The organism is Vibrio tarriae, assembly GCF_002216685.1.
GTDB lineage: Bacteria > Pseudomonadota > Gammaproteobacteria > Enterobacterales > Vibrionaceae > Vibrio > Vibrio tarriae.
The window spans coordinates 429,450-443,717 of the sequence record NZ_CP022352.1 but is presented as its reverse complement, the minus strand read 5'-3'; the positions used below and the strand labels follow the sequence as shown (position 1 = coordinate 443,717).

The following is a 14,268-nucleotide window of genomic DNA, read 5'->3' as shown; positions in this document are numbered from 1 at the left end:
GTGGTGCATTTCTAAAAAAATAGAATCTTTACTCTAAAATAATACAAATGATAATTGATATTGTTTGCGTTTGTGTTAGAGTGGCGACCGATTTTTATTTGTTATAGTTGTCACATTTTCGATGAAACTGCTCAATGTATTGCTGTTAACGACATCTCTGTCGGTTTTTTCTACTTACGCAGAGACGGATTATCAATGGTTACGCGATGACTCGCGTTCGGAACCTGCGGTGAAGCAGTTTTTGGCTGAGCATAACCGAAAAACCGATCATTGGTTTGCACCTGCCAAGCCCTTGGTGGAAGAGTTGGCTAATGAATGGCAGCAAATGGCTCAGCATAAAGCGTCTCCCCCAGCGCTTATCTACGCAAAGCAGCAGTACAACGACATTCAATGGAATGGTTATCGACACATCGTCAAAATCAGTGCACAAGGCCAAATTGAGCCGCTGCTGAATCTTAGCGCGCGTGCAGAGCCGTTTGATTATTACCAATTGGTTTCTTGGTCACTTGATCGCTCAACCCAATGGGTAGCGTTGACAGAAGATACGCGGGGTGACGAGCAGTTTAAGCTGACGATCGTGCGTTTAGCCGATCGCACCGAGCAGATCGTTTCAGAAACAGCGAGCACTTACTTTGCTTGGGCGGCCGATGGCAAAAGCCTCTACTACTTATCTGATCTCAATGGGTCTACCCAACTGCAGCGTTTTGAGCTGGAAAATAGTCAATCAACACCGCTCGCTGAGTGGCGCTCGGCAGAGTGGCTGTTCTCGCTCTATTCTGCCAGCAATCCACGCTATATCGTGGTACAGCAAAATAATGAAAGCTCGACTCAGCAACGCCTTTTGGATACCCAAACCGGTGAGCTGATGCCATGGCTGCGCGCTATCGAACCGGGGCTGGAATACTACGCCGATGTATTGGGTGAAACGCTTTACATCAATAGTAACCATCAGGGGGCATTTCGTCTCTATCGTCAGCCGCTACACGCTAAACAGGACTGGCAAAGCGTCACCACACATAAAGAGATCGGCTCACTGAGCAACTTTTATCTGTTTAATGCTGGGATTGTGTTAGTGGAGAACCAAACCTTAGCACCGAAAGTTTGGATTCTCGATGACCAAGGCGAAGTGCGTACTCACTTTGAACTAAGAGATTTAGGTCAAGTGGCGTGGATCTCTCGTAATGGTGATGCCGCCAGCAATCGGCTACGTGTACGCGCCATGTCAATGACGGAGCCTGCTAGCTGGCATGAGTTGGATGTGGCGAAGCTACAGTGGCAACGGTTAAGCCAAGATCACTATGCAGACTTTGACCCGAAACAGTATCAAACCCAAACGGTATGGGTGACGCAAGGTGCCATCCAAGTTCCGGTGACACTGGCCTACCGTTCTGACAAGCTGACCCCCAATAGCAGTGTGGTGCTGTATGGCTATGGCGCTTATGGCGTGACGATGAAGCCCTATTTCATGCCACAAATGGTCAGCTTGCTTGATCGAGGCATGATTTACGCGATCGCTCATGTTCGTGGTGGTGGATACCTTGGCGAGGCTTGGCATCAAGCTGGCGCTGGACTCAATAAACAAAACGGCATTGATGATTTCCTCGCGGCTGCTCGATATCTCACCCATTTTCAGCAAGGTGAGCGCGCCATTTATGCGATAGGCGGAAGTGCCGGCGGCACCTTGGTTGCTGCGGCGCTCAATCAGCAGCCCAACGTATTTGCGGGAGCTGTGCTGCAAGTGCCGTTTGTCGATGTGTTAGCCAGTATGAGTGATACCAGTCAAGCCTTGACGGTGCAACAGTATCAAGAATGGGGTAATCCTCAACGGCCAGAGCAGCGTCAAGTGATGCAAGCTTATGATCCACTCAGCAATCTACGTACTGCCCCTTATCCTCCGACGTTGGTTAACGTTGGTTGGTGGGACAATCGAGTGCCCTATTGGGAAGGCGCTCACTATTTGGCACGTTTGCGTGAGGTCTCACAAGGGGCTGGACCTTACCTTTTATCAACCGATTTTCAGGCGGGTCACTCCAGTGATCGGCGTCAAGCGCTCGAAAAGCAGGCGCGTGAATATGCTTTCTTTCTCACCTTAGATAAAACCAGAAAAGCGGGGCAGTAATGAAGCTTTCTCCAGTATCAGCTGCGGTACTTAGCGTACTCGCGGCCGGGTTCGCTCATGCCGAAACTGAGCCTAGCCACTACGAAGAAGTGGTGGTGACGGCCAATCGCATTGAGCAGCCTTTGTCAGAAGTGGCGGGGTCAGTGGCAGTGCTTGAAGGGGAAACCCTTGAAAAGCAAGGCAAGACCGAGTTGTACGATGCATTGAATCAGGAGCCGGGTGTCAGCGTGACTGGCGGAGCGGGACGCCCACAAAATATTACGATTCGTGGCATGACCGGCAACCGGATAGCGATTGTCCGTGATGGTATTCAAAGTGCGGATGGTTATGGTGCAGCAGACATCAACGATAAGTATGGTCGTAACACATTTAACCTGAGCAATGTGAAACAGATCCAAGTGGTGAAAGGCGCAAGCTCAACCCTATACGGTTCTGGTGCGATTGGTGGCGTGGTGATCATCGAAAGTAAAGCGCCGGAAGATTATCTGTATCACCGTGATTATTACGTGGATGCCGCATTGACCTACTCAGGCATCAGCAACCGCTACCAAGGCAATCACGCGTTAGCCATGCGTCGCGGTGATGGCGAGACGCTGCTCACGATCGACTACTGGCAAGGTGAAGAGACGCGTAACTTCAACCAAGATCTGTATAACCGCGAAGTGGATGGTTACAACCTTGGCTTCACCCACCACTACTGGTTAAACGATGCGCTGCGTTTAAAAACGCACTTAGAGTATTTTGATGATTATGCCAAGCGTCGCGAAGGCACCTCTTCTATTCAAAAAGACGACAAGTGGGATCTGGTCAGCTTTTACGAGTATCAACGCAGCCAAACGCGTCTGGCCAGCGTTGGTGCTGATTACACGGCTAATCTAAGTTGGATGGATACGCTGGAAGGCAAACTCTACTGGCGCAGTACAGAAAACATCACACAGACGAACCGTTTGATGGCGAATGATCGGTCTGGCGCTGGCATCCTCTCCTATCGCCGTGAACTGCGTGATGAAGGGTTCAATGATGAGGCATTAGGAGCCACGCTCAATGCGCAAAAAGAGTGGCAACAAGGTGAGTGGCTGCATCAGTTTGCTTACGGTATGAGCGTTGATGGTCATGATTACCAGCGTCCGAAATCGATTCGACGGATGGAATCTTCAGGTGACGATTTACAAGCCGATGAGCCGTTTGCTCCTGCGCGTGAGTACCGTTTTGGCGTCTACGGACAAGACAATCTCCTCTTAGGAGATTGGACGCTGGCTGCGGGTTTGCGTTTTGATGCGCAAAAATTGAGCCCTAAAAATACCGATCGTATTCATGGCTACAAAGTGGTGACCATGGGGAGCAGTGAGTGGTCACCCAGTGCCTCAATCTCTTATCAATGGCATCCAGAATGGAATACTTATCTGAGCTACAACCACGGCTTCCGTGCGCCAAGTTATGACAAAGCGTATGGCGCAAGCGATCACAGTTTCGTCCCGCTAACGCCATTTATCATCAAGCCCAACAATAAGTTACGCGCTGAAACCAGCGACAGTTTCGAGTTGGGCAGCAAATACGACAATGGTCAGACTCAGCTCTATGTAGCCGTGTTTTATTCCATCTTCGATAACTTTATCGATATCAAACAAATTGATTATGACGATACGACAGGATCAGTTATCCAGCAGTACCAAAATATCGCTGGCGTCAAAACCTACGGGGCTGAAATGTCGTTAGTGCATCGTCTAGATGATCGTTGGAGTGTCGAAAATAAACTCGGATACGTCGATGGTAAAGATGGTGAAAACCAATACGTGCGCACCTTAACCCCACTAGAAGGGAGTGTGCAGCTCAACTACCAACGAGATCGATGGGACGCTTACAGCCGACTGAACTGGGCGAGTGCCATGAGCCGAGTGCCGACTTGCACCACAGAGCAAGGCAAAGAAACTGAATGTGCCACGACCACAGGTTGGGTGAGTTGGGACATCGGCCTCAACTACCAATGGAACGCACAACTGAGTGCCAGTTTCAACGTGGTTAACCTGCTCGATCGAGAATACACGCGCTATCAAGATGTCGCTGGTGTGACGCCAAGTGACACGCGTTATTCCACTGAGCCGGGACGCTATTTCACCGTGCACGCTAAGTATGTGTTCTAGGAGCTTAAGATGAAATCAACGTTGACCTTAATTATAGCCAGTCTATTGGCCCCCTTAGCCTCAGCGGCGCAGTGGGATTATCCGGCCACCAGCGATAAAGTGCTGAACGAGGCGCAGGCACTAGCGTTTGTCGAAAAGTACTATCCACAAGTGGGCCAGCCAGCACTGCGTTATCGCAAAACCAGCCTGCTTGGTACCCATTACAATTTTGACTTGACCCAAAATGGGGAAGTGCAGGCACAAAAAACGGTGGTTATCTCCACCGATAAGCAGGGTAATGTCACCCGAGTGTTTAAAAGCCTGAATAATACCGTGCTGGTCAATGGTGTTCCGAGCATCGCGGCTGAGCTTGTCGCGCCACAACGTCTTAATGCTTTGCGTGTGCCAGAACTGAACACTGGGGTTACGTTGAATGTTGAACTGCCAATTTTTGATCCCGATTTGCGCACGATGGACGGTCTGGCAGCCCCTGCTACGCCTTGGACGTCGATGGATGGCTACTCAAACCCGCCACAATACGTTAAAGCGAATGTGGAATTGCTGGCATCGGGTGGGAAATACTATCTTGCTAACACAAGAGTGCAGATGGTGGATGCGCAAGCCATCTTAAGAAAAGAAGCAGACAGTAATAACTACATTAATAGCGGTATTAGCCTTTCACCGGTTGATAGCGCAATAACGAGCTGGAGTTCACTCGCCGAGTTGCAAGCTACAAAACTGGGGGATAGCGGTTTTAAGCAGATGATGGCGTTTGTACATCTGGATAATTCGCTGCGTTATTTGAATTCGCTCGGCTATCACCTGTTTGATAAAGCTGATGGCTCAGGCACTGAGCCGGTGTTGTTTGATGCTGCAGCACTCCCAACCAACAACTCCTCATATTATTTGGGCCCCAATACCATCTTATTTGGCGAAGGCGTCTCTCCCGATGCGCTGGATGCCGACATCATCTGGCATGAACTTGGCCATGCCATCCACTACCACATGGTGCCGGACTGGGCATACGGTCATACTGGCGCATTAGGCGAAGGTTTTGGCGACTATTGGGCGGGATCGCACAGCTACCGTAACCAGTATGAACAAGGCAAAGCGTTTGAAATTGATACCCTGTTCAACTGGGATGGTTATTTTGGAACCACAATTTCCACCCGCAGTTTGGCTAACCTCGCGGCGCGTTATTACTCAGCGGGGGGGTATCGTGCCCATGAGCGTGAAGCGGGTCATTTAGGTGATGAACTCTGGTCGACCCCTTTGTTTCAAAGCTTGAAGCAGGCGGTTGAGCAATATGGGGTAAGCGCCTTTGATGAGTTCAATACTGTAGTGTTGGAGTCCATGTTTGGCGTAGGGCGTGGGGTATTGATGCACGACCTTGCACAAAACATGCTGTATGTGGCCAACGCACTGTATCCAGATAAAGACTATAAGCAGATCTTACAGCGCAATTTGCAGCATCACGGTTTACTGCAAGCGCCGTTCCAAGCGGCATTCGCTAAAAAGTACCTTGATCCGCTCGCAACTCAAAACCTTTACGTCAACGCGATAGAGCGCTCGGCAACGACGCAAGCCACGGTGGTGATTGCTGGACAAACTCATACTTTTAGCCAAGACAATCTGGCTAATGTGGTGTGGCGATTGCCTGCACCAACCGATTACCAATGTGGTGTCGCGACCTCGGTTAAGGTTGACCTTAATTACCAGTATGCAGACTTTTTAGGACAGCAAACTTGGCAGGCGGAGTTACCCGTTGTGTTTGGTCTTCCTAAGATGACACAAACCTTTACGACCTTGAACTCAACCTTGCGTGATGCGCAGTTGGGCAGTGATGGTCAACTTGCTTCGGGTTTCAAAAGTTACAACTTCTTTGTTACTGGAGAAGAGCGCACCGTTGACGATGATTTTGCGCTGAGTTTGAAACTCAGCCACAGCAATATACAGGATTTGCGTATCACCTTGATTTCACCGCAAGGCACCCGAGTCGAGATCCTCAACAACCAAACCACGCCGGTTGCTCAGTTAGATGACTACTGGGTATTGGCTCACCAAAAGGCACTACACGTGTTACGCGGTGAACGCTTAGATGGTAATTGGCGCTTGGAGATCCTCGATAATGTCGTGGGCAATGTGGGTACTTTACATTTATGGGGAGTCGGTGAAGTGACCCACTACACCTGTGATAAAGAAGTCAAAGATCAAACAAGCACGACCAATAGTGAAGAAGACGTCGCGGCGGGCAGTGGTTCTCTCACTTTAGGCTTGCTGCTTCTGCTGGGTGCTTTCTCTCGTCGTCGTTGGGCTAACAAGGGGACTCAATCATGAAATTTCACTACTCTTTGATCAGTATGGCGCTACTGATGGCTGGTTGTGGTGGTGAAGATGCTGCGCAGGAGACGAGTCTGCCTGAATACGTTTTATCGGGCTCGTTGAGCGCGCAAAACGTCGCACTGAACAGCAAAATCTGCTTAGACCGTAACCAAAACTTTACTTGTGATAGCGGCGAACTCACCATCCAAGCGGACAGCAATGGTCGTTTTACGCTAAGAAGCTTGGATAAATCACTCTATTCATTGCCTATTTTGGCTGAAGTGAGCCGTGCCAGTGCTGCGCGCTCGGCAGACAATGATTCAGCCAATATTGTGCTTGCCGCTCCGGGGTTAAACCGAGCGGGGGATCGACTCATCAACGGTGTGAGCACCCTGTTTGCGGCGTTAATGGTGGCTGGTTACACGGAAGCCGACGCAATTAAACTCTTTCTCGCGCAGCTTGAACAACGTGGCATCTCCGCCCCTCGAGATCTGCAGGCGCTGTTTACGCAAAATTCGTTAGCCCAGCTTGAAGCCAATATGCTGGAGATTTTGCCACTCATCGCCACTGAGCAGCGCACGCAAGTGCTAGCCGCTTTAGCGCAAACCTTTGGTGATGAACATCCCGGCATAGTGCACAATGCTTTGGATGAGGCGCAGCTTACGGAGTACGTGACACAGTTGGCGAAACGCGTTCCTCGCCAAGTGCCACTAAACGATACTGGGCTGGTCACTTTTTATGAAGAAGGGGGGATCGTCGGTTATATCCCCAACAGTGATTATCCAGAGCAGGATGCCGAGTATGGTCGTGATGCTCTATCGGGCAAGTCAGCCTTCACGATGCGCAAACTCGATGCAGCGGGCAACCCACTGAGCGACAGCGCAAGTGAATGGTCTTGTGTACGCGATGAAGTAACCGGATTGGTGTGGGAAGTGAAAAGTGCAGATACGACCTCGCTTAATCACAAAGAACGCCTGTTTGCCCTTGAGATCCCTGGGCGTTTTAGTCCTTATGCTGAGGATGTGGAAGAAGCCACCTGCAATAGTGCTGGTGATGAAGTCTGTACGACGGCGCAATACATTACACATCTAAACCAAACTGCGCGTTGTGGGATCCGTCATTGGCGATTACCAACCAGCCTAGAGTTGTTCAACCTGTTTGATTTTGGCGAGACGGGCGAAGAGGCGCAGGCATTGAGCGTGAGCTATTTTCCGCAGCAAAGCCAGAACGAAGATTACTCTGGACATACTTGGACTTCTGCCGTGAGTTATATGAATTATTCGTTATTAATGGCTAATGGCTCCCACTCCTACAGATTTATTAGTCACTTAGGCTTAGCTAAGGGTGAAGTCAGCGTGATCGAAATCTATGACCAGAATAAAGAAGCGGATTCGGGTAGCTCCTTGCTGCTTCCAGTGCGTATGGTTGCCAACCCAGTGGAGAATCAAGAATGAAAACCCTCTCGACTATGGCTACTCTGTTGGCGTTGAGCTTACCGGTAATGGCGCAAGAGTGTGCGAGTGATATTGTGCGCACCGCACCCAACTTACGTTATGTTTACAGCACCCAAGGAACAGTAAAAGACCTGCACACAGGGTTAACGTGGATGCGCTGCACCTTTGGTAAGGAGTGGAATGCTGAGCAAGGACGTTGTACAGGACAGGCGCAACCTCTGCGCTGGCAAGCGGCACTCCAAGAAGTGCAAGCGATCAATCACCCGGGTAGCCGTCACCGTTTACACCAGTTTGCGGGTGTTAAACAGTGGCGCATGCCAAACATCAAAGAGCTGAGCAGTTTGACCGAACAAGCCTGCTTTGCGCCAGCGGCGAATGAGACGGCGTTTGCCTCTGGCTTAGTGACCGAGGTGGGCAACTATGCCGCTTATTTATGGAGTAATACCACGCGTATTGAGCGTGAAGAAGCTTGGACGTGGGATGCGATTAACGGCGAGATTTATGCGTACTCGATTCACGCCCATGAGATGGGGTTGCTCCTTGTGGCGGATGAGCAATAGGCATGCTTATTTCTGCTATCCCCATCTTGCTTGAAGGGCGGTGGTGTTAGCTCTAAAAGTAAGTGGCACGAAAAAGACAAAGGTCTGGTTTATCCAGACCTTTTTTATGTCATCAAGAACGTCGACTCGTTTACACTCGGAAATACTGGAGCTGCTGGTGTTGCTGCTCAGCAAGATTGGACAGCTCATGGCTTGCTGCTGCTGATTGAGTAATGCCGGTCACATTTTGGCTAACCAGTTCATAAATATTGCTGAGGTTGCGGTTGATGTCTTTGGTCACTTGGCTTTGCTCTTCCGAAGCGGTTGCCACTTGCGCGTTGATCTGCCCCAAGGCACTGATCGAATGATTGATTTCAGTGAGAGATGCACTGACTTTGGCTGCTAAAGATTGGTTTTGCTCAAGCAGGCTTAAGCTTGAGTGCATACTGCTGTTAGCGGTATTGGATTGGTTTTGCAGCTCTTCAATAATGGCTTGGATCTCTTGAGTCGAGGTCTGTGTGCGCGCGGCTAACATACGTACTTCATCGGCTACTACAGCAAAACCGCGTCCGCTTTCTCCGGCGCGAGCCGCTTCAATCGCGGCATTCAGTGCCAGAAGGTTAGTCTGCTCAGAAATACTACGGATTACGTCTGTCACATTACCAATGCGTTCAGACTGCTCCTTCAGTTGATTGACCACTTGTGCGGCTTCTGTGAGTTGATCAGCCATTTTCGCGGTTGCGCGGTGGCTCTCTTCAAACATCCGTAAGCTTTGAGATGCCAGTTGGTTGGCTTGTTGTGCTGCGCCATCCGCACTGTGTGCATGGTCAGTCACACTCTGCGCGGTGCTTTGCAGCTGGTTGACCGCCGATGCCACAAGTTCCACTTCCTGCTTCTCTTGATCGGAGTTGACACTGGATTGGGTCATTACGGTCGCTAATTCGGTCGAAGCGGAAGCGACATCGGTACTGATGCGCACTAGGCATGCTACGGTTTGGCGCAGTTGAGTAACGGTAGCATTGACATCACGTGCCAGAAGGGTGATTTCGTTATTACCTTCTTCTTGGACTTCAACCAGCAAATTGCCTTTTGCGACTTCACGAACCGTCTGCTGAAGCTGACGCAGCGGTTTCACAATAATGCCTGCCAAAAACCAGCTTAATACTGCCGCTGCTAACAGAACCGCAATCAATGAAATGGTCGAATTGCTCAGTACACCATCATGTTGTGCTTCACTCTCTTTAAGAGTGCGCATAGCCAACGTATTCAAGGCTTGAGAAAGTTCGCTGATCGCTTTCACCATATCATTCCCTGCAGCGCGATAAGCGTCGGAGGCTTGTTGGTACTTTCTGTCAAAATCTGTACTGTCTTGCTCTGCATTGTGTTTGATATTGAGCAGCGGAATCATGGTATTGATGGAGTAATCCACATAGTGTTGGATGGCTTTAGTTAACGCATGTACTTCATCTTGTAGCTCTGGGTTATCACTGAAAACCTGCATCAGTTGTAAGTTTTGACTTTGTTTGTCTCTGAGTACGGAAGCTAATACCTTCACTTCATCAGGGCGAAAGAGGCTATAGATTGCGCTGATACGCATCGCATAAGTGTTGTCTATGATGTTGGTGAGATTGTCCTTGTCGATAATAAGGTGTTCGGTGGAATCAGAAACTTGGCTGAAAGCCGTTTTGAGTGTCGATGTACTGAACACGATTCCGCTACCGAGTAAAAGCATTGTGAAAAACACAGGTACTACAACCTGCAGTTTGATAGACAAACCGCTGAGTAACTGGCGCATGATGGTCCTCTTCTGAAATATAAGTAAGAATTGTTATTGTTATTTTGAATAATTGGCCATTGATAATAAGTATCACCGATGAGATTGCAATCGTTAGTAAACCAGTAGTTACAACAATATGTTGATTTCGGTCGCATTTTTGCGCATTTTTTTGGATAGAAGAAACATTTAGCCTTAGGGGTGAATTTTTTGTTGCAGCCCTGATAACGGCTTGGGTGAAAACGCTATGTCTGTGGATTTTATGAACAATAAGCGAAAGGTGTCATAGAGGGTTCAATTAAGTGAAACATAATTGTCATATTCACCGCCTAAAGTGAGCCTCGTTCAAGTGAAACACAACGGCAACCCAGCCACTTATAGGAAATTCGTGATGAAAAAGACAGTAATCGGTGCTATCGCTCTTATGGGCGCACTTGCAGTAACTCCAGTGATGGCAAAAGAGACAATCTCAGCAGTGGGCTCAAGCAGTGTTACTCCGCTGATGGAAGTGTTTTCTGAAACTTACGCCAAAATGAATCCTGAAGTTTTCATTGAAGTACAAGGTCCAGGTTCTTCTGCGGGTATCAAAGCCGCAAAAAATGGTAGCGCGGACATCGGTATGTCATCGCGCAATCTGAAAGATTCTGAAAAAGAAGCGACTCTGGTTGAAGAAGCGATCGCGCTTGACGGTATCGCAGTCGTCGTTCACCCAAGCAATGCGGTGAAAGGTCTGACAGCAGAACAAGTTTCTGAAATCTACAAAGGCGAAATCACTAACTGGAAACAAGTTGGTGGTGAAGATAAGCCAATCGTTGCCATCACTCGTGACACCGCTTCGGGTACTCGTGGTGCATTCGAAGACATCATGGAATTGAAAAAGAAAGTGGCGGATAAAGAAGTCTCTGCTATTTCTCAACGTGCTCAAGTCGCAAACGGTAACGGCGCACTGAAAACTATGGTCGCTTCTAACCCTTATGCGATTGGTTATATTTCACTCGGTACTGTTGATACTTCAGTTCACGCACTGGCTGTGAACGGTGTTGAAGCTAGCGTAGATAACGTGAAAAACGGTACTTACAAAGTATCTCGTCCATTCCTAGTTCTGTACAAACAAGACAAGCCATCTGCGGAAGCGAAAAAATTCCTAGAGTGGATGCTCTCTGCTGACGCACAGAAGATTGTCGCTGACAAAGGCTACATCACAGTTAACTAATACGCTTTGCTCCCTTTTCCCGACCCAATTTGGGTCGGGTACTTTGTTTACATCGACCTTAGTTCGATAGGTGATTTTATGACCATCGCAACAAATAGTGACAAGCTTATGGATAATACCTCTATGCGTAGTTTGCGTGAGCAACGACGTGTTGACTGGAAAGAACGTATCTTTCACGGTTTGTTTTTAACCAGTGCCGTGATCGGTATTCTGTCTCTTGCCATCATTGCTTACTTCATTGTTCGTGAAAGTATCCCTGCTTTCCAAGAAGCGGGAGTAACTGGCATAGTGCTTGGACAAGACTGGTTACCACCTGCCCTGTACGGTGTCGCGACCATGATTGTCGCTTCTGTCGTCTCAACCTTTGGGGCTGTGATTGTGGGGGTTCCGGTTGGCGTTCTCACGGCTATTTTTATAGCTGAAGTGGCTCCCAAACGGGTAGCGGATGTGATACGCCCTGCAGTTGAATTGCTCGCCGGTATTCCTTCTGTGGTCTATGGCTTCTTTGGCTTGGTGATCATCGTTCCGCTGATTCAAGATGTCTTTAATGTGCCTGCGGGTAACACGATTCTGGCAGGTATCATAGTGTTGGGCGTCATGATCCTTCCCACCGTGATTACGGTCTCTGAAACCTCGATTCGCGCGGTACCGCGTGCTTACAAAGAAGGTTCACTCGCACTGGGTGCTTCAAGCATCTACACCATCTTCAAACTGCTGGTTCCTGCTGCTCGTTCGGGGATCATGACGGGCGTTATCTTAGGCATCGGCCGCGCTTTGGGTGAAACCATGGCGATTATCATGGTGATGGGTAACGCACCTGCGATGCCAGAAGGCATACTCGATTCGGCGCGTACTCTGACCGCCAACATTGCGATTGAAATGTCTTACGCCAGTGGTATCCATGCTAACGCGCTTTACGCTACCGGCGTGGTGTTGTTGGTGTTCATCATGATGCTGAACGGTGCGTTGTTGTATTTAAACCGTGAGAAAGCGAGGTAATGACGATGGATCGCGTAAAACTGAAACAAGCGCGTGTGCTCAAAGATAATGTCTTGCGTGCCTTTATCTGGATTTCTGCGGCGCTGACCGTCGGCTTCCTGTTCTGGATCATCTGGTACATCTTGTCTAATGGTCTGCAACACGTTAACTGGAAATTCATTACCGACAACTACACCCACACGGGCGATGAACACGGTATTTTCCCGATGATTGTCTCGACCGTATATATGGTTGTTGCTTCGATCGCGGTGGCCGCACCTATCGGTATCATGACGGCGATTTACTTGACGGAATACGCCAAAGTCGGCAGCCGTTTGGTCAAAATCATCCGCTTCTGTACCGAGTCATTGGCGGGTATCCCCTCGATCATTTTTGGTCTGTTTGGTATGACCTTCTTCGTGGCGATTTTGGGCTTAGGCTTCTCGATTCTTTCCGGTGCATTAACTCTCAGTATCTTGATCCTGCCAGTCATTATCCGTACCACGGAAGAAGCCTTAATGGCGGTACCACAAACCTATCGTGAAGGCTCGTATGGCGTGGGCGCTTCAAAAATTTACACCATCCGCCGGCTAATTTTGCCAAGTGCTATGCCGGGGATTTTAACTTCTGTCATTTTGAGTATTGGCCGTGTCATTGGTGAATCTGCCCCAGTATTTTTAACCGCGGGTATGGTGGCGCGTATTCCAGATTCTCTGCTCGATTCTGGACGCACCTTGACCGTTCACTTGTACAAACTGACCACAGAGCTGTTCACCATTGAAGAATGGAACCAAGCTTATGGCACCGCCACTGTGCTGATTGTTGTGGTTTTGCTGATCAACATGATCACCAAGCTCATCGCCAAACGATTCAATACTGCGACCTATTAAGTCATTGACAGAATTTAGAGATAACACAATGAAAACGACCAAATTCAATATTGAAAACCTCGACCTGTTTTACGGTGAGAACCAAGCCCTGAAATCGATTAATCTGCCGATTCCTACGCGTCAAGTGACAGCACTGATTGGCCCCTCTGGTTGCGGTAAATCAACCCTGTTGCGCTGCCTGAATCGTATGAATGATCTCATTGAGGGAGTCACGATTACCGGTAAGCTGACCATGGATGGCCAAGATGTGTATGGCAATATCGATGTGTCTGACTTGCGTATCCGCGTTGGTATGGTGTTCCAAAAGCCAAACCCATTCCCAATGAGCATTTATGAAAACGTGGCGTATGGTTTGCGTGCACAAGGTATCAAGGATAAAAAGCATCTTGATGAAGTGGTTGAACGTTCACTGCGTGGCGCAGCGCTGTGGGATGAGGTGAAAGATCGTCTTAAATCTCATGCCTTTGGTTTATCAGGCGGTCAGCAGCAGCGTCTTTGTATCGCGCGCACCATCGCTATGGAACCCGATGTGATCTTGATGGATGAGCCGACTTCGGCACTTGACCCGATTGCGACCCACAAAATTGAAGAGCTGATGGAAGATCTGAAGAAGAACTACACCATTGTTATCGTGACTCACTCAATGCAGCAAGCCCGCCGTATTTCAGACCGTACCGCGTTCTTCTTAATGGGTGAGTTGGTTGAACACGATGAGACTCAAGTCATTTTCAGTAACCCACGTGATGATCGCACCCGTGGTTATGTGAATGGTGACTTCGGCTAATATCTCCTTGATCTCCTTGCTACTAGAAGTAGACGTTGCAGTGGTGTTGGCTATGTTCGTACACCCTAATCACCG

10 protein-coding genes are annotated in these 14,268 nt (G+C 48.9%); 9 read left to right on the top strand and 1 reads right to left on the bottom strand.

Annotated features, from left to right (window positions below):
- Positions 1 to 121: 121 nt before the first annotated feature.
- From CEQ48_RS02565 to CEQ48_RS02545, 5 genes are read left to right on the top strand one after another with little or no spacing between them, the layout of a single operon-like run.
- On the top strand, positions 122 to 2,119 hold the full coding sequence (locus tag CEQ48_RS02565) for a prolyl oligopeptidase family serine peptidase (RefSeq protein ID WP_089070106.1): 1,998 nt from the start codon (positions 122 to 124) through the stop codon (positions 2,117 to 2,119).
- On the top strand, positions 2,119 to 4,260 hold the full coding sequence (locus CEQ48_RS02560; RefSeq protein WP_089070105.1) for a TonB-dependent hemoglobin/transferrin/lactoferrin family receptor: 2,142 nt from the start codon (positions 2,119 to 2,121) through the stop codon (positions 4,258 to 4,260). The genes CEQ48_RS02565 and CEQ48_RS02560 overlap by 1 nt, the downstream gene beginning before the upstream one ends.
- 9 nt (positions 4,261 to 4,269) lie before the next feature.
- Positions 4,270 to 6,576 carry a proprotein convertase P-domain-containing protein gene (locus tag CEQ48_RS02555; RefSeq protein ID WP_089070104.1) on the top strand — a complete coding sequence of 769 codons (2,307 nt, stop codon included), beginning with the start codon at positions 4,270 to 4,272 and terminating at the stop codon, positions 6,574 to 6,576.
- The gene (locus CEQ48_RS02550; protein ID WP_089070103.1) at positions 6,573 to 8,015 is read left to right on the top strand and encodes an Lcl C-terminal domain-containing protein; all 1,443 of its coding nucleotides are present in this window, start codon (positions 6,573 to 6,575) and stop codon (positions 8,013 to 8,015) included. The genes CEQ48_RS02555 and CEQ48_RS02550 overlap by 4 nt, the downstream gene beginning before the upstream one ends.
- Positions 8,012 to 8,575: an Lcl C-terminal domain-containing protein gene (locus CEQ48_RS02545; protein ID WP_001964121.1), complete on the top strand. Its 564-nt coding sequence runs from the start codon at positions 8,012 to 8,014 to the stop codon at positions 8,573 to 8,575. Before CEQ48_RS02550 ends, CEQ48_RS02545 begins: the two co-directional genes overlap by 4 nt.
- A 130-nt stretch (positions 8,576 to 8,705) precedes the next feature.
- Here CEQ48_RS02545 and CEQ48_RS02540 read toward each other — a convergent pair whose 3' ends face one another.
- Positions 8,706 to 10,349, bottom strand: a complete 1,644-nt coding sequence (locus CEQ48_RS02540) for a methyl-accepting chemotaxis protein (protein ID WP_089070102.1) — start codon at positions 10,347 to 10,349, stop codon at positions 8,706 to 8,708.
- A gap of 370 nt (positions 10,350 to 10,719) precedes the next feature.
- Between CEQ48_RS02540 and CEQ48_RS02535 the strand changes: the two genes are divergently transcribed.
- The 4 genes from CEQ48_RS02535 (at position 10,720) to pstB (ending at position 14,193) form a co-directional block, all read left to right on the top strand.
- Complete coding sequence (locus CEQ48_RS02535) at positions 10,720 to 11,541, top strand: phosphate ABC transporter substrate-binding protein (protein WP_089070101.1); 822 nt, start codon at positions 10,720 to 10,722, stop codon at positions 11,539 to 11,541.
- A 78-nt stretch (positions 11,542 to 11,619) separates the two neighbouring features.
- Positions 11,620 to 12,540, top strand: coding sequence for a phosphate ABC transporter permease subunit PstC (gene pstC / locus CEQ48_RS02530; protein ID WP_089070100.1), 921 nt, complete (start codon positions 11,620 to 11,622; stop codon positions 12,538 to 12,540).
- 5 nt (positions 12,541 to 12,545) lie between these two features.
- Positions 12,546 to 13,409 carry a phosphate ABC transporter permease PstA gene (gene pstA / locus CEQ48_RS02525; RefSeq protein WP_089070557.1) on the top strand — a complete coding sequence of 288 codons (864 nt, stop codon included), beginning with the start codon at positions 12,546 to 12,548 and terminating at the stop codon, positions 13,407 to 13,409.
- A gap of 28 nt (positions 13,410 to 13,437) precedes the next feature.
- Positions 13,438 to 14,193 carry a phosphate ABC transporter ATP-binding protein PstB gene (gene pstB, locus CEQ48_RS02520; protein ID WP_220125351.1) on the top strand — a complete coding sequence of 252 codons (756 nt, stop codon included), beginning with the start codon at positions 13,438 to 13,440 and terminating at the stop codon, positions 14,191 to 14,193.
- Positions 14,194 to 14,268 lie beyond the last annotated feature (75 nt).